The sequence below is a fragment of the Variovorax sp. Varisp53 genome (assembly GCF_059491555.1).
In genome coordinates this window covers 750572-770444 of the sequence record NZ_CP168512.1, presented here as the reverse complement: position 1 = coordinate 770444, position 19873 = coordinate 750572, and the positions used below count along the sequence as shown (strand labels likewise).

Genomic DNA, 19873 nt, shown 5'->3' with positions numbered 1-19873 from the left:
GCGACCGGCCATCCTCCACATCAGCCCTTCAGCCCATCAACCCGCCTGCACGCGCCGCACGTACTCGGCGGGCGTCGTCTCGAAGCGCCTGCGAAACGCGCGGTTGAAATGCGCCGCGCTCTCGAACCCCACCCTTGCGGCCGCATCGCCGGGGCGCAGCCCGGCGCCCAGCATCAGCGTGCGCGCCTCTTCCAGGCGCAGGTCGCGAATGCAGCGCATCGGCGTGACGCCGGCCACCTCGCGAAAACTGTGCGCGAAGTGCGAAGGGCTCATGTGGACGTGGCTGGCGATCTCGGCCACCGACAGCGGCCGGCCCAGATGGCGGCGCATGAAGGCGATGGCCGTCTGTATGCGTGCGCCGGCCTTGGTGACGGCGCCCGCGCTGCGGATGGCGGCCGCGGCCTCGGAGCGCAGCAGCCGCAGCACGATCTCCTCGACGGCCAGCGGCGCGAGCGTGCGGCGGTCCACCGGGTCGTCGGCCGCCAGCAGCAGGCGGGCGAAGGCCTCGACCACCTCCGGCCCCACCGGGGCCGTGAAGTTCTCGGTCACGCGGGCGGGCTCGGCCCGCAGCGTGCCGCTTTCCGCCAGCGCGACGACAGACTTGACCAGCACGTCGGGCGGCAGGTCGAGATGAATGGCGAGGTACGGCGCTGCGACGCTCGCCTCGACGACCGTGCCGAGGCACGCGACCTCAGCCCCGAGCACCAGGCATTGCGTGGCACCGTAGGCCAGCGAACGACGGTCGCCACCGAGGTGCGCGGTCTTGCGGCCCTGCAAGACCACCACCACGCCCGGCGTGAGGCGCTGGGTTTTCTCGTAACGGATCGGGTGCGAGAAGCGGTAGCAGCGCAGGCCTGAATACAGCGCATCGGTGCGGCCGTCTGCGGGGGTTCGGGCTGCGACCATGTCGCGCAGGCGGGTCCAGGCGGCGGGAATGGCAGCGGGCTCGTCGGGCTTGGTGTTGTTGCTGCTGTTGTTGTCGTCGTCGGGGATGGGCGCGGCTGGCATCGGCTTTGTCGGGGAGGAGAAAGAAAGAGAGAAACCGAACGGGATGCGCAGGGTAGCCGGTCGGCGCGCGCCCGCTGGCGGGGCGCGCCGCCTACTTACTCACCTACTTGATTGCTTGCTTGTTTATTGCGAGGGGCCGGGCCGTGAGAAAGCGCTGGCGTCTCGCCGGTGACCCGGCCGCCGCTATGTCGCCGAGGGCAGGCTGCTGCTGCCGCTGACTTGCAGCGCCATCAGCGCCCGGCGCATGTCGCCAGCGGCTGCGTTGACGGCGTCGATGCGCGCCACGAGCGCTTCGTTGAGCAGGCTGAGCAAGGCGCTCAGTTCGCTGCGGGTGGGGGCGAGCGCTTCGCTGTCGTTCGGGGCGCCGGGTTCGACGAGTTTTTCGAACGCGGCGTAGGCGCGGAGCACTTCGTTGAGGTTTTCGGCGTCGTCGCAGGTTTGGATTGCGAGGGTGTCGAGGGTGAGGGATGCGGGGTCGAAGAAAGCGGAAGGTTTGCGAGATTGCGCACAGGTGCGATCGGATTCAGCCATTAGATGGACTCCAAGTTACGCAGGGGCTTCATCAGGCTTCCAAACCCGGCCGCGCCACCTAGCAACGGCGGGCACAGTATAGCGACGTCAATCCATTAAACCATTGCCACGCTTTTTTAAAAACAAATAGCAAAATCAGCTCGGTACCAAACGATCTTAAAGGAAAAAATCAAGACCCTCCTGCATGCTTTTAATTTCTCAAAATCAACCCAACTGTCGCCGCCAACCACGCCTCCAATCTTGCCATTGTTGTATATTTAGCTCCCGTCCCTCTATACAAAAGCATGAAGGCTTCCCAATGATTCTTAATGCGCCGAGAGCCGACAAGTGCCTCTTGTTTATTTTGAAAAAGTACCGCAACAACGCAATCTGAAAGTTGAACAGTCGATTTCAAATAAATTGGCTTAATCAATCGCAAATCTGGTTTTCCGACGCGAGGAAATAAAAGCACCCACCCCGCGACTTTACCTTTAGCTTCACTCGACGTTTTTGGCAGTTCAGACAAATTTCCACCGTCGACAATCCATCGAATTTCTGTCGAATGCACATACGGAAATCCTGTTCTCTGCCGCTCACTCAAATGAACGGGCAAACTTCCTCGAATCAATTCAACCTCAATTACATCCTTCGGATTGCCTAAGAGAATGCGGCTTTCAATATTTTTCCCGGGGGAAATTTTTATGATCGAGGAGTTCACCCGTGCACCGCTGAAGGTACAACTCTTCAGATCCATCACAGAACTTATCAAGTATTTCTTCCCCAAAGTCAACCGCGCAAGATTATCAACCTCAGAGTAAAGCAACGATTCGGGAACCACAGCAATTGCGCCGCCTTTTGGACTAAAAGCTTCAAGACTTTTTAGCAAATGCGCCATCGCCACCGATACTTTTAGGTGGACATCTTGGTAAGTGATGTCAATAGATTTCTGAGCCCTCTGACTGAAAGGCGGATTAATAATAAGTAGATCCGCAGGATGAGGAAGGTTGCTAGAAAAATTTTGGAGATGCACTCTACTTTTTAGCATATCGGCAACAGTCAAATGCCAACTTGGCCGATTTTTTCGCAGTTTCGCAATAGCGCTCCTGTCCTGATCGATCCCGACGCACTCTACAGTTCCAAAAACCGCATTTGCGGCATCTAATAACCGACCACTGCCACAAGTCGAATCAACGCACGTGCTGGGGGTAAAAGGTAAATTGGCTCTCTCGAGAGCATCCATCGCCACATTCTCAGGCGTGTAGTACCTATCCAATTCAATAGGCATTGAAGTTCTCGAGGTTGTAAATATGTATCACCCCAAGTCCTTTGGTTCGGTCTTCCTTTTTAATTGGGTAATCGAACATCACCTCAGTGGTGTCTGGATTTCGCATCGCAAATAGCACTGAGCCGATAGCGTGAGGCTTGGTACCAACAAGAGCCAAATACATATAGTACTCGGGGTAGTCTTTTTTTATAGCGCTCAACGTTTCGAATGCTTCAAAGGGACAGCTTGCTCGTGCATATCGCAACTCCGAGTGTGCTCGATATTCTTCGAGAAATAGTCTATTGCACCCAACCGTAAATGCAGGATACTCCAATTGAAAGCCGGGTGCCCCGACGAGAGGAATTACTTTAGGAGTTGGATCTAGCTGGGAAACTAGATATTCAGGTCGACTTCCTTCAAATCCGAGCGTGGCAACGAACACGCACTTGGCTTCATCCTCTGGCCCCGCCAGTCGCGCAAATCCTGGAAGAGGAGCTAAGCCTTCGAATGTCACGCTAAGATCAAATATTGCAGATGAAGAAGGCGTTGGGTGAGTTTTATAAGATTCGGGTTCGGCGTAAAGAACTCTAATCGCGCTATGCTGCCTAAACGCGCTCTTCAGCAAAGGAGCCCACACGTCGTGGCTAAGGCCGGTCACGTCAATTAAAATTCGTTGCGCAGAGATGGCCGCATCGATCGCAGCATCATTTCTTAATGAAATAATAACTGCATCCCCACCCCCTTTTTGAATACTTATTTCTTCGCGATCAAGCTTCTGAATCCAAGCGACCTTGCGCGGATCATTTTTTGATATTTCGGACCACAGGGGAATATTGCCTCGTTTTTCTTTCGGAACCGCAGACGCAATTACAAGCTCGTCTGGCAGAAGGTTTTCTTTTGCAAGAATCTTGAATCTTAATGTGGTTGTGGGTGGAAGAGGGAAGCCGCTCATTTTTCTGCCTCATTCCCATAAAAGGCGGAAAATAAGGCGAGTTGCTCGGGCAAATCTTCTTTGGAAGTCTGAGGCTTATCATCCAGCAAAGTGGAAATTATTTTTGCCGGTCGGTCTTTCAGTACAGCCAATAGATGTTCTGCACCGATGGTCATACGCCGCTTTTTTCGATGTGATATTTCAAAAAAAGCACTGAATATTCTATGCAATCGATATTCGTCATCACGAACTTCTGAACTGCTTGTTGCTTTGGTTCTAGGTTCTGACTCAAATGCAAGATGCCCCACCCCTTCTTGCAGCAGTCGCTGAATTTCCTCTATGTCAGCAGGTTCGCCCGAAAGCACGAATGACGTTACTTCGGGAGCTTTTCCACTAGGTTCACGTGCGAGTTCAAAGAAAACCTTGCCGATTGCAAGCACCAATCGCTTTAATTGCACGCCATGCTCAGCCAAGCCTTCCAGTTGACTAAGCCTTCTTTTCCCAACGTCACGGGCAGCGATAGTCTGTGCCTTTGCGGAGATGGTCAACGTATCGGAAAATGAATCTGCACGGTCCAGCTCATAGCCAATTGCAGCATCGATGAGTTCTAGAAAATACCTAATATTTCCCGCCGCAAGGGACAACAAGGTCCTTTCCCCGCAATAATATTTACGAATCCTGACACCCTTTCTGCCCTTAGAGAGCCAAAAGAGGCTGGCATAACCGTAATTTCCCAACCGGGTTTCCCATTCAATTTTGTTCTGGAACCACGACAGAGCAAGCTCTTGAAGAGAGCCCCCTTCGCTCTCTTGCCAAAACCTTAGGAAATATGTTTCGCTTTTTGGCCTATTTTGAAAAAAATCAAAAAGTTCACTGCCTTTTAACTCTTTTAGCACTCCGTCTGCTATCCGTTCAGCGCCTAATGCGAGCGCTTCTTTAGAAAATGTCAACTCTTCGAGAAAGCCCCTCAATGCTTCCGAGACGGGAGCTCCCTCGCCTTTTGCATACTTCAGCCTCAGCTCCGCCACGGCTTTTGCAAAATATTCGAAGCCTTCATCGGCGATCTCAATTTCCAAACAATCATCCGGTACCCTGAGCAAATCCTGCCCATCCAATGTTTGGCGGTTGCGTAGGCCGTTTTTTCGAACTCCGACTTTATATGATAGCGGAGGCTCTGCGTGCTTGATATATGTATTAACAATGGCTTGCTGGTAATCCAGTAAATTTTCATACTCGTCAACGCAGCAAAAAATTACGCGCTCACCGAGCAAGCCGCAGTCCCTGAGACTCTCACTAAAGGTTCTTAGTGGCGCCTCTGCCATAGATGAATTTATTCCGAGATCGCGACTCGGGTTGTTGACTTGAAGCTGCAGCGTAGAAATTGCAACTTTAATTTCACCTTTTAACTCTTCCAAGCTTTCCAACGCCCGCAATCCAAGCTCTTTAGCTACCAGTTGTATGCTTGCTGCAGGTAACATTTGGCCGAACCGCAACTGAAGCCAGATTGCCAAATTTGTAAGTTCAGCGCACACCAGAAGATTAAAGTAATGGGCGAACCATTTTGCCCACTGTGGATTTTCCTCGCCTCCGCCGGAAAAAGCACGGACGCGATTTTTATTCATTCTGACCAGAATACCTAAATATGCAATATCTCCAAAGGACTGGCCATCTGTTTCAATGCGGGCAAGCATCGAGTCGTATCTAAGCGATTGGAGCGCCGTAGTTTTCCCCGTCCCTCTACCGCCCACTAAAAAACAAGGTCGCATTGACTCCAGTTTTTTTAAATAGGTAGGAGAAACAAATAAATTGCTGAAATGTGTCGATGGCCACTCGGCCCTGTTGTCTCCGAACAACTGCCGCAAGATCGATATGTTTTTAGCTTCGTTCAATTAGCGGCTCCCAATTATTTTTCCCCGGCGACCAAAAGATCGGCAGAGTGGCATCTGGCATAGAGTGTTCAAAACCAAAAAGCAATCCTCTTTTTTTGTACCCATACATAAGATACGAAGGATTATTCGCAATATAGTTCTCTCGAGGAGTTAGCCGTTGGCTGTACTTATCTAGAAATGAATGAATGAAGATTTTCATTTCAGGCGAATCCTCCATCACCCCTTCGATAGTAGATTTCTTCTCTAGCACGTGAGCGGTGCATACAAGCACTTCGGGGGCATCGCCGTATATCTTTTTCATTCCAAAATCCGTTGCAATTAATGTCACATAGATAGCTGTGAACGTCTTTTTTGCGGCTAGGATTTGAAAAGAAACTCCTTGTTTATTTGGAGTTTTCCATGTGGATAAAAACTGATCGCCCGAACCGACAAAATCATCTATAAATAATACGGTGCCACCTTTGGAGGCATGCTCAATGGCTTTTTCGGTGTTAAGTATATGAATAGCATCATCTAATTTCAGGGATTGCCTAGCCATCCGGCATAGCAGATTCCCAGAATCTGCAGGATTCGGCCGCTCCCCGTTTACCGGCGTCAATATTGCCGAATCAAGTGACTTAATAACGCTGGCTACTTCCGAATCTCCCCCTTTGGGCATACCGTCTCCCAATGAATCGTAGGATGCGATCAAAAGCTTTTGCGTCAGGGATTTGTTGTAAAAGGTAAATTTGTCGAGCAAAAACGCCGCAATCTTTTGGTCGTCTTCCTCGAAATTTTTAATCCAAGCTCTGGGGCGCATTGCGGGCTCCGGCAACCAAAGTCCCGCCGCTTTAAATACGTTGCATTTTTCAAGCACTTCATGGACGCTTGTATCTGCTGACAATTTTTCCTCCTTGTTTTATGTTGATCTAACACGACCAACCATCTCCCTAGTACAAGAAATCCACCGGCATGGATATCCTCTTTTTCGCAAGCCGCCGAGTGTGCAACAAGGCAACGAAGAGCGATACCCCTTCGGTATGCCTGACCTGCTCGCATCTTCAGTGCAATAGCTCTCCGCTGAGCTCCCAATCTCCGGCGTTGACTTCGGACTCGGCACTCAAGCGAAGCTTGTCGGCAAGTTCCGGACGCCGTGCCCGACCAGAACACGATGCCTGATCAAACTCTCAAGAGACCTCTGAGAATCTATCGAGCCACGACAACTCAGTTATCGGATTGGCAATGAGCTCACGCGCATCTCCGAGGCGTGAAATCGGAAGCGGCTCGCGGGATTCTTGAGTTGTCTGCAACTATCTTCTGCCCACACCCCCATTTATCCGCAAAGGTATCCGCCAGACACTCCTCCTAACCCATTCAGGAGTGCCTCATGCCAATCGCCTTACTCGCGCTGACCCTCAGCGCCTTCGCCATCGGGACGACCGAGTTCGTCATCGTTGGCCTCATCCCCACGGTCGCCGCCGACCTCGGCATCGGCCTTCCCTCGGCCGGCCTGCTGGTCAGCCTCTACGCGCTGGGCGTCGCCATCGGCGCGCCGGTGCTCACCGCGCTCACGGGCAAGCTGCCGCGCAAGGCGCTGCTGCTTGGGCTGATGGCGCTGTTCACGGTCGGCAATCTGCTGGCGTGGAAGGCTCCGAGCTATGAATCGCTGATTGCCGCTCGCGTGCTCACGGGGCTGGCGCACGGGGTGTTCTTCTCCATCGGCTCGACGATCGCCACCGGCCTGGTGCCGAAGGAAAAGGCGGCGAGCGCCATCGCAATCATGTTCACCGGCCTCACGGTGGCGCTGGTCACGGGCGTGCCGCTGGGCACGTTCATCGGGCAGCACTTCGGCTGGCGCGAGACTTTCCTGGCCGTGTCTGGGCTGGGCGTTATCGCCTTCATCGGCAGCTGGGTCTTCGTGCCAAGCAACATCCGCCACACGCCGCCGGCCTCGCTGGCGCAACAGGCCAAGGTGCTGGCCGAGCCGCGCCTGCTGCTGGTGTATGCCAAGACGGCCATCGGCTACGGCGGCTCGTTCATTCCGTTCACGTTCCTCGCGCCGATCCTTACCGACGTGTCTGGCTTCAGCGCGGGCGCGGTGGGCTGGGTGATGCTGGTGTACGGCGTGTCGGTGGCGGTGGGCAACATCTGGGGCGGCAAGCTGGCCGACCGCATGGGCCCGATTCCGGCGCTGAGGATCATCTTCGCGCTGCTGGCCGCGGTGCTGCTGGTGTTCAACTTCGCGGCGCCGCACAAGTGGCTGGCGCTGGTGGCGGTGCTGATGTGGGGCGCCGTCGCCTTCGGCAACGTGCCGGGTCTGCAGGTGTACGTGGTGAAGCAGGCCGAGCGCTTCACGCCGCAGGCGGTGGACGTGGCCTCGGGCCTGAACATCGCGGCGTTCAACCTGGGCATTGCGGGCGCGGCCTGGGCCGGTGGGCTGATCGTGACGCACCTCGGGCTGATGCACACGCCGTGGATCGGTGCGCTGGTGGTGCTGCTCTCGCTGGCCCTCACGCAATGGAGCGGCACGCTCGACCGCCGCGCGGGCATTCCGGTTCGCGCTTCGGGGCCGGTGCCTGTCGGTCACTGAGCTTCGCTTTCTTCCCCTCTTTTCAAACGCACAAGAACACACCATGAACACGAACACCCGCAATCCCATTCCCGCCTTCGGCCTCGGCACCTTCCGCCTGAAGGGCCAGGTGGTCATCGACTCGGTGAAGAACGGCCTCGACGTGGGCTACCGCGCGATCGACACGGCGCAGATCTACGGCAACGAGGCCGAGGTGGGCCAGGCGATAGCCGAAAGCGGCGTGGCCCGCAGCAGCCTCTTCATCACCACCAAGATCTGGACCGACAACTACGCGAAAGACAAGCTGGTGCCCAGCCTGAAGGACAGCCTCGCCAAGCTGCGCACGGACCACGTCGACCTGACGCTGATCCACTGGCCCTCGCCCGGCAATGCGGTGCCGGTAGCGGAGTTCATGGGCGCGCTGGCCGAGGCCAAGGCGCAGGGGCTCACGAAGCACATCGGCGTGTCGAACTTCAACATCGCGCTGATGAAGGAAGCCATCGCGGCCGTGGGCGCGCAGCAGATCGCCACCAACCAGATCGAGCTGCACCCCTATCTGCAGAACCGCAAGGTGGCGGAGTTCGCCAAGAGCGTGGGCATCCACATCACCTCGTACATGACGCTGGCCTACGGCAAGGTGCTGAACGATCCCGTGATCGAGGCGATTGCGAAGGCACGCAACGCCACTGCCGCGCAGGTGGTGCTGGCGTGGGCGATGCAGCTGGGCTACGCGGTGATTCCGTCGTCCACCAGGCGCGCGAACCTCGAAGGCAACCTGAAGGCGCAGCAGCTGCGCTTGACGGATGCGGAGATGGCGCAGATTGCGGCGCTCGACCGCGGCGAGCGGCTTACCGACCCGGCCGGTCTGTCGCCGGCCTGGGACTGATCGTCAGTGCCTCCTGCCATGCGTGCAGGCGCGGCATCACGCGCTGATGGCGGCCTGCGTCTGCCGGCACTCTGAGTTGCACTTTGCGATTTGCCCCTCAGGCACTCCGGTGCTTCAATGTCGGCTCCTGCCATGACCAAGGAGACTTCCATGGCCTACGAAGCGCGATATGTCCTGCGACCCAACCCCGGAGCCGATCTCGGCGCCGTCATCGAAGCCCTGAAGGTGGGCGCGGCGCTCTGGAAGAAACACGGTGCGCCCAATCCGCAGCTATGGAGCGTGGCCGCCGGCGAACTGGGCAACTATGTTCTGACCGTGCAGTTCGAGAACGCTGCCGCATACGCGAAGGTCACGGACCCACTGTCGGCCGACCCCGAGTTCCGCCGCTGGCAAGCGGACAACGTGCGGTCCGGCGCGTTCACGTGGGTGCGCAGCAACCTGATGCGCGAGCTCCCCCTGCCCTGAAGCCACCGCCGTGCTCAATGGGAGCGTCGTTGTCCACGCTCCTTCGCGGCGCGTACCTCCGTCGAGATGGACGAGACCACGGCGGCCCATTCCTCTGCCGTGAGCAGCAGCGCCGTCTGCGAGTGAAGGAGCGTGTCTTCCTTGTCCAGGTGCACGGACATGAACTGCCGGTGCCGCTGCAACAGGGCCTCGGCCTCCGCGGCCGCCCTCGCATCGCCGGTCTCGGCGCGCTTCAAGTTGGTCTTTGCCTGCGAGAGAAGGCCGTTGCAGCACTCGCTCTCCGAGTCGAGTTCATCGAGAAGCTCGTCGGCTTCGCTCGACCTTCCGCGCAGCATGTTCAGCATGACGACGCCCTTGGGGCGGTGGGTCGTTTCTTCGAAGTCCTGGAGACGTTCGATGACTTCGATGGCAGACGCCGCGCGTTGTCCGGTGCGCGTGCCGTCGCCTGTCTTCATCGCCGTATCGAGTCGAGCCAACAACTCCCGGGTGCGGGCGTGCTCGGCGCGCAGGATGGCCCATGCGCATTCGGCTGCCAACATGCTTCACCTCCTTTGTGGAGCAGCGAACTGCTCCGGAATTGCCTGTGAGCCCTAGCCTTTAACGCCATGGTTCTACATCGTTGCAGCCGGTGCCGCAAGCCTCGTCTCGAAGGTCGGTTTGTCGCCCGCCCCGGGGATTGATACGACTGTTTCAGGGCCTCGTCTACCCAGGCCCGGGCCGCGATCGCGGCGGCCCGTGGCATTCTGAAGAAGGCGAATCTTCAAACCACACAGGCGATCGAGGAAATCCGATGCGGCATGAACGCTGGCTGCGCGCGTTCGCATGGGCCGGAAGCTGCGCGCTTCTGGTTGCGTTCAGCATGTGGAGCGGTGGCGCCGCCATTCCCGATGCGCCGGCCGCACCGGCCGCGGCGAGCAGCCGCGTCGTCTCCAGCACCATCGCCTCGGCCAAGACCGGCGCGACCTATCCGCTCGAAATCTACCTGCCCGCCTCCTACGACGGCGGCTCGGCGGCGTACCCGGTCATCTATGCGCTGGATGGCGACGCGGTCTTCAATCCGCCCGGTACGCGGTTCGCGAATTTCAGGGCCGTCCTCGAGGCGCGCCGCACGCAGGCGATCCTCGTGGGCATCGGCGGTTCGGCCCGCCGCGGAAGGGACTACCTGCTGCCCGGCGCCCTTGCGTACCACGACTTCCTCGCGCTCGAGCTCGTGCCCTTCATCGAAGCGCGATACCGCGCCGATGCGCGAAGGCGCCTGCTGACGGGCCTCTCGCTGAGCGGCAGCATGGCCGGCATCGCACTGTTCCTGGAGGGCGCGGAGGGCCAGCTGACGTTCTCGCACTTCCTGTCGTTCGAGGGCTCGTTCGGCGTTCAGGCGGACCGGCACCAGGCGCTCGAAGAAAAGATGCACGACGCGCTCGGCGGCAAGCCCTTGCCTGCAACGCTCTTTCTCACGCGCTGCGGCAACCCCGCCGAGTGCAACTTCGAGCCCGTGGACGGGATGTACAAGCGGCTCCTGGCCCGCTCGTACCGGGGCCTGGTGGCCACGGAAACGACGTATTCGACGACGCACATCGGCACCGATGTTCCGTCGTTCACCGACGCGATCGCGAAGCTGTTGCCGTAGTTCGCCTGGCCGGCGGGGGCAACGTCGCGGAGCAAAAGTTGCTGCGAAGGCGGTCGTCTTCATGCCGCGGGTTCGCAGATCGAATCGAGCGCGTACCTGAGTTCGCGCTCCTCTTGCGAGGTCATCGCGAGTGCGAGGGTGCGGAACTCGGCCTTGTAGCAAGGCAGCATCAGAGCCGCGGTGAGCGAGTGAACGCAACTGCCGCGCGCGATGTGCTCGTGGCATGCGACAACGCTGCGATGGATTTCGAGTGCGCGTGCGACGCGGGCCGAGGCCTGCGTTGTGGTGCCCACGTCGCTTCTTGTGATGCTCATTGCCGGCTCCTCATGGCGCGCTGCGAGTGGCGCCGTGAAGTCACTCTATTCAGCAGCAGGCGGAATGGTGAGTAACAACATCGTCGCGAATCCGGACGGGGCACTCCACAAGCCGCACAGGAAATCAGCGCCAGGTCGCGATTCCTGCCTTTCGTGAGAAATTTCTGAGCGGTTGACGATAGACAACAGTGTTAGCGCGCTCGGTGCCATACAACGCCCCGTCACTTGACGGGAGCGTATTGAATGGAACGAAAGATTCTCGTGGTCGGAGATCCGCCAGTCCCTGGCGGCCGGGTGCTGCCCTACGACGGCCCCTTGCTCGATCTGCATGGGCACCGCGTTGCCCTGATCGGCGGCAGGGCCTACTGCGAAGGCTGCAATAGCGTAGGCATCATCGCCAAGGCCGGAGGTCCACGGCGGCCGGAATTCATCTCGGAGGCCGCGCTGGAAGGAGACGTCGTGGTCTGCCATTGCGCACTTCCTCAACCTCTGCTCGCCACGCTGCAGCACACCTCGACATACGACGATGGGATGCATCATGCAACGGCGAAGGCCATGGCGTCGTTCATCTCGCCTGCTAGAGAAACAGCCGCATTGAAGAAGGCGGTCGACGAGCATGTTTCGCATCCGCCTGAAGCCGAGCAGATGGAAAAAATCTGCTCGAACATGACAAACAAGGAATTCGCCGTCTTGGTGATAAAGCTGCGCGACATGGCGATCGACTACATCTTGAAGAAACGACTCCCCGAATTGCAGCGGTGGGACAAGGAGGCCCAGGCGCGAACGGTCGAGTGGTTTGGCACAGCCGATCAGAGCATCAGGGAATATCTGCAGGAGGGCCTGGTCGCGTGCGCTCGCGTGCTTCGGGGACTGGAGCCGAAGAATTTCATTCGATACGCGGAAGGCGGCAAGATCGCGACCTGTGTACTAGCAAGCGCGAATGGTGCAGCCGCAGCGGCATGCAAGCCGGATACGGCTACCCGCACCATCGCGATCGCGTCCGTCTTTTGCAATTTCAGATTCGACAACAAGACCAACTTCGACACGGGCGCCGTGATGGATGGTGACTCAAGGCTATTGACGCTGGTGCATGAGGTGACGCACTTCGACGACACCTTTTCTTCGAACGACACCTGGTACGGAACAACTCAGTCGAGGGAGCACGCGGAACATCCCAGGTCTCGCTCCAACGCAGACAGCCTCGCGTCCTATATCCTCGGCGTTACCGGTTGAGACACATCGTGACCAAGCACCTTCGATTCCTGGGGCCCTTGACCCTCGCCCTCGCAATGCTCAGCCCGGCCGCCGCGCTTGCATGCAGCCCCATCAAGCTCTTCTATGTGCACTTTGAGCGCGATTCCGCGACGGTATCCACCGACCAGATCCTGAAGCTTGGCGCCTGGATGCAGGAGCTCCGGACTCGGTACCCCAACCACGAAGCAATCTACATCGGAGCCTCAGTCAATCCGGAAGAGCGAGACCACGATCCCAAAGGCCTGGGCCTGGAGCGGGCACGCAACGTGGCTCGCGTTCTTCGAGAAGAACTGCGCTTCAGCGCCAAGATCGCTCTTCCCAGGAGCAGCTATGTCGCCGACCCCGAGTCTCTCTCGGGCGGACCTGCCACAGACCAGCGGGTTCTTGGCGTGCAGCTCGACTTCCTGCCGGCTTGCCCGCATGAATGCACCTGCCAACTGGGCGACCCACTCCACACGCCGCAGACTCCTCGCTGATCCGACTGCGATCAGTTGAAGCTCACGCTCCTTTGCGCGCCGCAGCCCAGTCGAAAAGAATCTGCACCGCCTCGTGGTCCATCTTCTGCTCGGCGGGCAAGCTGCGTTGCGCAAGCGTCGCACCAGCCTCGGCCCGCAACACCTCCACATCGATCGGATGTCGAGCCGCCACGGTCACCCCGTCGAACGCTTCGCCCGACTGCGCAAGCGAAGCCGCGTAGTAAAGCTTCGCAATGCCCGCGATGTGCATCGCCGCCACGCACATCGCGCAGGGCTCGCACGAGGTGTAGAGCTCGCAGCCCGACAGGTTCACGGTGCCGAGCTTGCGGCACGCGTCGCGGATGGCTTCGACCTCGCCGTGCGAGGTGGGGTCGTGGTGGGCGACAGAGTGGTTGAAGCCTTCGCCGACGATCACGCCGTCTTTCACGACGACGGCACCGAAGGGCTCGGTGCCGGGCTCCTGCAGGGCCTGGGCAGAAAGGGCCAATGCCCTTTGCATGAAGTGTTCCCGGTACATGGTGCTCAGCCCTTTCTGGTGGCCGCGCCTTCGAGCGCGGAGAGAGATGGTGCATCGGTCTGCGGCGCGCGCGAATCGAACAGGCCGGCCGTGGTCGCTGCATAGCGGCGCGGGTCGAAGCGCAGCATGAGCGGCAGCAGCGCCACCACCACGGCAGCAAGGTAGGCCCACGCGAGCGTGAAGCCGCCGGTGTGCTCGCGCACCCAGCCGGTGACGAAGGGCGCGAGCGCCGCGATCATGAAGCCCACGCCCTGCATGAAGCCGGCGAGCGCGCCGGCCTGCGCGGGGTCGGGCAGATGATCGAGCGCGAGGACCATACACAGCGAGAACGCGCCGCCGAGGCCGAAACCCAGCACGACGGCGATGGCGACTGCCGGCACGGGCGCGTCGAAGCTCAGCGCGCAGAAGCCCGCGAGCTGCGCGGCGAGCATGAGCACCAGCCACGGCCGCAAGTCGCGCCCACGGCTGCGCGCAATGGCGGGCATGGCGAGCGCGGAGACCACCTGCGCGGCCGTCATCAGCGCGAGCACCGAGCCGCCCTGCTGCGCGGTCCAGCCCTGCTGTGCGTAGAAGTGCGGCAGCCAGGCGACGAGGCTGGTGTAGCCGCCGTTGATGAGGCCGAAGCACGCGGCCAGCAGCCACGCGCGGCGGCTTGCGAAGCAGCGCAGCCAGGAGAGGCTTTGCCTTGGCGCATCGGCGGTGAATTCCATGCGCCGCATGTTGAGCCAGTACAGCAGCGCGAAGACGGCAAGCAGCGCCCAGATGGACAGGCCCGCATGCCAGTCGGGCTGCGCACCGCCGAATGCATGCGCCACCCACGGACTGGCCATGGCGCCGAGGCCGCCGCCGCCCATGATGGCGGCGGAGTACAGCCCCGTCATGACGCCGACGCGCGTCGGATAAGCCTGCTTCACCACGCCAGGCATCAGCGCCTGCACCAGGCCGACACCGGCACCGGCGAGCGCAGCGCTCAACAGCAGCGCGGCTGCACCGCCGGCCGCGTATCGGCTCGCGCAGGCCAAGGCGATGACGGCAAGCCCGAGCGCGACCCCGCCGCGCGCGCCAACGCGCTGGCCGACGGCCGCGCCGAACAGCGAGGTCGCACCCATCGCGAACATCGGCAGCACCGTGAGCAGCGCCACCGCATGAAAGCCGATGCCGGTGGCAAGGCGGATGGGTTCGAGCAGCGGACTGCTCGACGTGAGAAAGGCGCGCAGATTCAGCGCGACCAGCACGATGACGATCGCGAAGGCGATGCCTCCGTCGCGCCTGTTCTGCTTTTGTTCCTCAGCCTTCACAGGAACGCCAGGTCGGCCCGAAGCACGCCGTTGCGCGCCACGATGCAGCCGCCCGCCACCACCAGCTTGCGCACGGGGCGCGAGACGACGGCGTGCGCGACGGTCTGCGCATCGACCAGCACTAGATCGGCGCGGCAGCCCGCCTCGAGTCCGTAGGCTTCGAAGCCACAGCCGCGCGCGCCCGAGTGGGTGACGGTGTCGAGCGCCACCGCGATCTCGTCGTCGCGGCGCAGGTTGTAGCGCAGGCCGATGATCATGGCGCGTTCCAGCATGTCGGGGTTGCCATAAGGCGACCACGTGTCGCGGATGCCGTCGTTGCCGCCGAGCACGGTCACGCCGGCCTGCCTGCAGGCCATGAGCGGCGGCACGGTGCGCGAAGGCGGCGCGCTGGTGATGAGCACCACGCCGAGCTTGGCCATGCGCGCAAGCAGTGCCTCGCGCTCGCGTTCGCTCACGTCGCCCAGGCAGAAGCCATGGCTGATCGCGACCTTGCCCTGCATGCCCAGCGCCTCGGTGCGCTGCAGGATCAAGTCGAGCGAGAACGCGCCCATGGCGCCGGGCTCGTGCAGATGGATGTCGACCGGACGCTGGTGCTTGTCGGCAATGCCGAAGAGCACGTCGAGCGACTTCACCGGGTCGCCGTCGATGGCGCAGGGGTCGAGGCCGCCGAGCACGTCGGCGCCCATTGCCAGCGACTGGTCGAGCAGCTCGGCCGTGCCGGGCCGGCCCAGCAGGCCCGACTGCGGGAACGCGACGATCTGGATCTGCTGCAGCTCGCGCAGCGCCTCGCGCGTGCGGATGGTGCCTTCGAGATGGCGCAGGCCGGCCTGCGTGTCGACGTCGACGTGCGTGCGCAGCCGCGTGGTGCCGAGCGCGAGGAATGCCTTGGCCAGCACCAGCGACTGCGCGGCCGCGTCGTGCCTGCTGGCATGGCGGAAGGCGCGCTCGTTCTCGATCTTGTCGATGAGGTTCGTGCCGACTTCGTTGCGGTACCAATCCATGCCCCACATGGTCTTGTCGAGGTGCGTGTGGCCTTCGACGAGGCCGGGCAGCAGCAAGGCGCCGTGGCCTTCCTCGACGGTGGCGCCGGTCGGAGCGGCAAGCTCCGCGCCGATCGCGGCGATGCGGTCGTCCTGCACCAGCACGTCGACGGGGGAAGCGCCCATGGGGCGCACGTTGCGGATCAGGAGCGATTGCATGTGGGGCAGTCCGTTTCTCTGTCTTGCAGGCATCAAGCCGGTTGCGCAGCGATGGCGCGGCGGGTCGTGTTCGGGGTGAGCAGCGCCACCACGACGAACACCAGCGCATTCGTCGCCAGCGCCACGAGCCCGGTGTTGAGCGACTTGAACACGACCGGCGCGGCCGGGAACAGCGTACCCAGGTTGGAGCCGGTGGTCATCATGAAGCCCAGCACTGCGCCGCCCGCCAGGATGCCCGCGAAGGCCGCGTGCCTGTTGCCGAAGGGCTTCTTCATGAGGCTGAAGAGCAGCGAAGGCAGCAGCTGCGTGAGCAGGCTCGACGCGAAGATGGCCACCGACACGATGGTGGTGCCGCCGCGCAGCACGAAGTACACCGCCACCAGCGCGAACACCGGCAGCACGCCGCGCGCCACGCGCGACACCTGTTTGTCGGTGGCCTTGGGCGCGAAGCCTTCCTTGTAGACGTTCTTGCCGATCACCGTCGAAGCCGTGAGCAGGATCATCGAGCCCGGCACCAGCGCCGTGAGCACGCCGGTGCCGCCGATCACGCCGACGAACCACGGGTCGAAGGTGTGCTTCACAAGGCCGAACAGGGCCAGGTCGACCTCGGAGCCCTTGAGCCCCGGCACCTGCAAGATGGCCGCGAAGCCGACCAGGAACAGGAAGGCGATGACCACCTGGTACAGCGGCATGAGGATGGTGTTGCGGCGCACCGCACTCGCGCTCTTTGCGGCATACACCGAGGTGAGGTTGAACGGGTACAGGTAGTAACCCAGCGCCGTCAGCAGGATGGTCGAGTTGTACCAGGTGAGGTTCAGGCCCTCCTTCGGGAATTCGAAGAAGCTGGGGTTGGCGGCATGGATGGCGCTGAACATCGGCGCGACGCCGCCGTAGTAGTGCCACGGCAGGTAGATGCCGAGGAACACGGCGAGCGCGAGGATCAGGATGTCCTTCACGATGGCGATGCTGGCCGAGCCGTGGATGCCCGAGAACAGGATGTAGCTCACCATGACCAGCGTGCCGATCCAGATCGCCACCTGCGGCGCGATGGAGCCGTACGAGGCCTCCGACACGATGATGCCCAGCCCGCGCAGCTGGATGGTGAGCAGCGCGACCATGCCCATGAGCGCCACGATGGACACCAGCACGCCCAGCGCGCGGCTGTCGTACTTGTGCGCGAAGAAGTCCGAGAACGACACCAGCTTGTGCGCGGTGGCGTAGCGCCAGATGGCCGGCAGCATCCAGAAGGCCATGAGGTAGGCCAGCCCGCCGTAGGCCAGGATGTAGAAGGCCGGCGTGCCCTTGCTGTACGACCAGCCGCTCGCGCCCAGGAAGGTGAAGGTGGAGAACGACTCGCCCGCCATCAGCAGGAACACCATGATGGCGCCCAGCCCGCGCCCGCCGATCGCCCATTGCTCCAGGCTCATGGTGCGCCCGCGCCGCGCGAGCACGGCGAGGCCCAGCGCGCCGATGACGAACAGGGCGATGACGCCGAGTGCCGCGTTCATCGCGCGCCTCCGGTGGAGGAAGAAGGCGCGTCGATGTCGCCTTCGGCGCGGTCGATGACCACCATGATGAGCGAGGTCAGCACCAGCCAGCTGACGTTCCACACCATCAGGAAGGGCATGCCGAGCACGAAGGTGGGAGCGACGGAGGACAGCCATCCCCCGCTGAAGAAGGCGGCGACCGGCAGCGCGGCAAGCCATTTGGCGGATTTCATGGGGGCCTCGATTCTTGTCTCGGGTTGGGATTTTCTGTAGTTTTGGTTAACCATACAATTTTATTTGGTTAACCAAACGGATGCGGATGGTACGGAGCGCAGGGGCCCGAGTCAATCCGGGGGCTTTCCCTGAGGGTGCGGTACGCAAGCAATAATCCGGTTGCCTATGCCCTCCGCCGCCCGCAAATCCCCAGCGACCGCCCCCTCCCCCGAGCTCACCGAAGCCGACGACCCGAACGTGGACGAACGCGTCTACGGCGCGGTCTCCAAGGCCTTGCTGAGCGGCAAGCTGCGCCCCGGCACGCCTTTGCGCGAGCGCGCGCTGGCCGAAGCGCTGGGCTGCACGCGCGGCGCGGTGCGCAAGGCGCTGGCGCGGCTGGGCTCGGAAAAGCGGCTGGTGCTGGAGCACAACCGGGGCGCCTTCGTGCCCAACCCGTCCATCGACGACATGCGCGGCATCTACCGCGCGCGCCGCATCGTGGAGGCGGGGCTGGTGACCACGCTCTTCGGCAATCTCTCGCGCGAGCAGGTGGCCGCGCTTCGCAAGCACGTTCAGGCGGAGCAAAAGGCCTTCAAGGAAGGCCGGCGCGAAGACGCGGTCCGGCTGGCGGGCGATTTCCACCTGCTGCTGGCGCAGATGGCGAACAGCGAGGAACTGCTGTCGTACATCCGGCGGCTGATTTCGAACACCGAGCTCTACAAGGCGCTCTACGACTCCGCCGAGGCCGCGAGCTGCGCGCCGCGCGAGCATGAGCAGATCATCGAGGCGCTGACCACGGGCAAGTCGCTCGACAAGGCGCTGGCGGTGGCGCTGGAGCATCTGGACGAGCTGGAGCAGCGCGTGATCGCGGGCGCGGCGGCCGAGCAGGAAGTGGACCTGGCGACGCTGCTGAACGGCGGCGCCACCAGCAGCGGCAACAGGAGCAGCAAACCGCACGCGCACGACCACTGAGGCATCCACGCTTCGCTCGCGGCCGAAGTGTGGCCGCGCCGGTCGGGGAATGATCGGCGCACCATGCACGCATCCACACCCTCCTCCATCGACAAGTCCCGCGCCAACCTGGCCTTCGAATGGGCGCTGCTCACGGTGCTCGCCACCTGCTGGGGCGCCTCGTACACCTTCATCAAGATCGGCGTGGCGACGATCCCGCCCGTCACGCTGATTGCGGCGCGCACGCTGATCGCCGGCCTGCTGCTGCTCGCGGTGCTGCGCATGCGCGGCGTGAAGCTGCCGAAGGAACCGGCGATGTGGCGGCGTTTCGTGCTGCAGGCATGCCTGAACAGCGTGTTGCCTTTCACGCTCATCGCGTGGGCGGAGCGCAGCGTCGATGCCGGCCTGGCGACCATCCTCAACTCGACCTCGCCGATCTTCATCTTCCTGCTGGGGCTGGGCCTCGGCGGCTCCGACAAGCCCACGCTGCGCCGCCTGTTCGGCGTGAGCGCGGGGCTGGCGGGCATCTGCCTGATCGTGGGCTTCGAGGCGCTGAACGGGCTCGGGCATTCGCTGCTCGCGCAGCTCGCGCTGGTGGCGGCCGCCGTCTGCTACGGCTGCGCCGCGATGTTCGGCCGCGTGTTCAAGGGGCTGGACCCGATGGTGCCGGCCGCCGGTTCGCTGATCAGCGGCGCGGCGATGCTGCTGCCCGCAAGCCTTGCCATCGACCGGCCGTGGACGCTCGCGCCGTCGGCCGCGTCGATGCTAGCGGTGCTGGCGCTCGCGGTGCTGTCCACCGCGCTGGCCTTCACCATCTACTTCAGGCTCATCAAGACGCTGGGGCCGATGTCCACTGCCGCGCAGGCCTACCTGCGCGTGCCCATCGGCGTGATGATCGGTGTGATGTTTCTGGGCGAGCGGCTGGCGCCCACCGCATGGATCGGGCTTGCATGCATCGTGGCCGGCGTCATCGCGATGACGATACCGGCGCGCGGCGCGGCAGCCCGGGCGGCGTGATCGTGCTCAGAGCAGTCGT

At 61.5% G+C, this 19873-nt stretch carries 21 protein-coding genes; 8 read left to right on the top strand and 13 right to left on the bottom strand.

The genetic code is table 11. The features are described 5' to 3' along the window. Positions 1-36: 36 nt before the first annotated feature. The 6 genes from ACEOAB_RS03460 to ACEOAB_RS03435 all read right to left on the bottom strand — a co-directional run bounded on the left by ACEOAB_RS03460 (position 37) and on the right by ACEOAB_RS03435 (position 6485). Complete coding sequence (locus tag ACEOAB_RS03460; RefSeq protein ID WP_413748967.1) at positions 37-1008, bottom strand: AraC family transcriptional regulator; 972 nt, start codon at positions 1006-1008, stop codon at positions 37-39. Positions 1009-1191: 183 nt separating this feature from the next. Then, complete coding sequence (locus ACEOAB_RS03455) at positions 1192-1539, bottom strand: hypothetical protein (protein WP_413748968.1); 348 nt, start codon at positions 1537-1539, stop codon at positions 1192-1194. Positions 1540-1729: 190 nt separating this feature from the next. Then, positions 1730-2803, bottom strand: a complete 1074-nt coding sequence (locus tag ACEOAB_RS03450) for an N-6 DNA methylase (RefSeq protein ID WP_413748969.1) — start codon at positions 2801-2803, stop codon at positions 1730-1732. Continuing rightward, positions 2793-3734 carry a hypothetical protein gene (locus ACEOAB_RS03445; RefSeq protein ID WP_413748970.1) on the bottom strand — a complete coding sequence of 314 codons (942 nt, stop codon included), beginning with the start codon at positions 3732-3734 and terminating at the stop codon, positions 2793-2795. The genes ACEOAB_RS03450 and ACEOAB_RS03445 overlap by 11 nt, the downstream gene beginning before the upstream one ends. Continuing rightward, on the bottom strand, positions 3731-5602 hold the full coding sequence (locus ACEOAB_RS03440) for an ORC-CDC6 family AAA ATPase (protein WP_413748971.1): 1872 nt from the start codon (positions 5600-5602) through the stop codon (positions 3731-3733). Before ACEOAB_RS03440 ends, ACEOAB_RS03445 begins: the two co-directional genes overlap by 4 nt. Next, positions 5589-6485, bottom strand: a complete 897-nt coding sequence (locus ACEOAB_RS03435; RefSeq protein WP_413748972.1) for a phosphoribosyltransferase-like protein — start codon at positions 6483-6485, stop codon at positions 5589-5591. The genes ACEOAB_RS03440 and ACEOAB_RS03435 overlap by 14 nt, the downstream gene beginning before the upstream one ends. A gap of 483 nt (positions 6486-6968) precedes the next feature. On the opposite strand from ACEOAB_RS03435, the gene ACEOAB_RS03430 reads away from it, so the two are divergent. The 3 genes from ACEOAB_RS03430 to ACEOAB_RS03420 all read left to right on the top strand — a co-directional run bounded on the left by ACEOAB_RS03430 (position 6969) and on the right by ACEOAB_RS03420 (position 9501). Continuing rightward, positions 6969-8171, top strand: a complete 1203-nt coding sequence (locus ACEOAB_RS03430; protein WP_413748973.1) for an MFS transporter — start codon at positions 6969-6971, stop codon at positions 8169-8171. 43 nt (positions 8172-8214) lie between these two features. Continuing rightward, on the top strand, positions 8215-9036 hold the full coding sequence (gene dkgB, locus ACEOAB_RS03425) for a 2,5-didehydrogluconate reductase DkgB (protein WP_413748974.1): 822 nt from the start codon (positions 8215-8217) through the stop codon (positions 9034-9036). A gap of 150 nt (positions 9037-9186) precedes the next feature. After that, positions 9187-9501 carry an NIPSNAP family protein gene (locus tag ACEOAB_RS03420; RefSeq protein WP_413748975.1) on the top strand — a complete coding sequence of 105 codons (315 nt, stop codon included), beginning with the start codon at positions 9187-9189 and terminating at the stop codon, positions 9499-9501. A 14-nt stretch (positions 9502-9515) separates the two neighbouring features. On the opposite strand, the gene ACEOAB_RS03415 is transcribed toward ACEOAB_RS03420, so the two are convergent. Then, positions 9516-10040, bottom strand: coding sequence for a hemerythrin domain-containing protein (locus ACEOAB_RS03415; protein WP_413748976.1), 525 nt, complete (start codon positions 10038-10040; stop codon positions 9516-9518). 251 nt (positions 10041-10291) lie between these two features. Between ACEOAB_RS03415 and ACEOAB_RS03410 the strand changes: the two genes are divergently transcribed. Beyond that, a complete protein-coding gene (locus ACEOAB_RS03410) occupies positions 10292-11128 on the top strand; it encodes an alpha/beta hydrolase-fold protein (protein WP_413748977.1) in 837 nt (278 codons plus the stop codon). A 59-nt stretch (positions 11129-11187) separates the two neighbouring features. Here ACEOAB_RS03410 and ACEOAB_RS03405 read toward each other — a convergent pair whose 3' ends face one another. Further along, the gene (locus ACEOAB_RS03405; protein ID WP_413748978.1) at positions 11188-11442 is read right to left on the bottom strand and encodes a hypothetical protein; all 255 of its coding nucleotides are present in this window, start codon (positions 11440-11442) and stop codon (positions 11188-11190) included. Between the two features lie 243 nt (positions 11443-11685). Between ACEOAB_RS03405 and ACEOAB_RS03400 the strand changes: the two genes are divergently transcribed. Both ACEOAB_RS03400 and ACEOAB_RS03395 read left to right on the top strand, forming a co-directional pair. Then, positions 11686-12675 (top strand): M35 family metalloendopeptidase, encoded by a 990-nt coding sequence (locus ACEOAB_RS03400; protein WP_413748979.1) that lies wholly within the window; start codon positions 11686-11688, stop codon positions 12673-12675. Between the two features lie 8 nt (positions 12676-12683). Then, the gene (locus ACEOAB_RS03395; RefSeq protein WP_413748980.1) at positions 12684-13172 is read left to right on the top strand and encodes a hypothetical protein; all 489 of its coding nucleotides are present in this window, start codon (positions 12684-12686) and stop codon (positions 13170-13172) included. A gap of 22 nt (positions 13173-13194) precedes the next feature. On the opposite strand, the gene ACEOAB_RS03390 is transcribed toward ACEOAB_RS03395, so the two are convergent. The 5 genes from ACEOAB_RS03390 to ACEOAB_RS03370 are packed head-to-tail and all read right to left on the bottom strand — an operon-like array spanning position 13195 to position 17906. After that, positions 13195-13671, bottom strand: coding sequence for a nucleoside deaminase (locus tag ACEOAB_RS03390; protein WP_413748981.1), 477 nt, complete (start codon positions 13669-13671; stop codon positions 13195-13197). 23 nt (positions 13672-13694) lie between these two features. Next, positions 13695-14987 carry a cyanate transporter gene (locus ACEOAB_RS03385; protein ID WP_413748982.1) on the bottom strand — a complete coding sequence of 431 codons (1293 nt, stop codon included), beginning with the start codon at positions 14985-14987 and terminating at the stop codon, positions 13695-13697. Beyond that, entirely contained in the window at positions 14984-16186 is a 1203-nt protein-coding gene (locus tag ACEOAB_RS03380; RefSeq protein ID WP_413748983.1) for an amidohydrolase family protein, read from the bottom strand. The genes ACEOAB_RS03385 and ACEOAB_RS03380 overlap by 4 nt, the downstream gene beginning before the upstream one ends. Positions 16187-16218: 32 nt before the next feature. Continuing rightward, entirely contained in the window at positions 16219-17694 is a 1476-nt protein-coding gene (locus tag ACEOAB_RS03375) for a sodium:solute symporter family protein (RefSeq protein ID WP_413748984.1), read from the bottom strand. Further along, a complete protein-coding gene (locus tag ACEOAB_RS03370) occupies positions 17691-17906 on the bottom strand; it encodes a DUF3311 domain-containing protein (RefSeq protein ID WP_007832390.1) in 216 nt (71 codons plus the stop codon). The genes ACEOAB_RS03375 and ACEOAB_RS03370 overlap by 4 nt, the downstream gene beginning before the upstream one ends. 166 nt (positions 17907-18072) lie before the next feature. On the opposite strand from ACEOAB_RS03370, the gene ACEOAB_RS03365 reads away from it, so the two are divergent. Together ACEOAB_RS03365 and ACEOAB_RS03360 are read left to right on the top strand one after the other, a co-directional pair. After that, entirely contained in the window at positions 18073-18858 is a 786-nt protein-coding gene (locus tag ACEOAB_RS03365) for a GntR family transcriptional regulator (RefSeq protein ID WP_495653463.1), read from the top strand. A 63-nt stretch (positions 18859-18921) separates the two neighbouring features. Continuing rightward, positions 18922-19854, top strand: a complete 933-nt coding sequence (locus tag ACEOAB_RS03360) for a DMT family transporter (RefSeq protein WP_413750707.1) — start codon at positions 18922-18924, stop codon at positions 19852-19854. Positions 19855-19873: the final 19 nt, after the last annotated feature.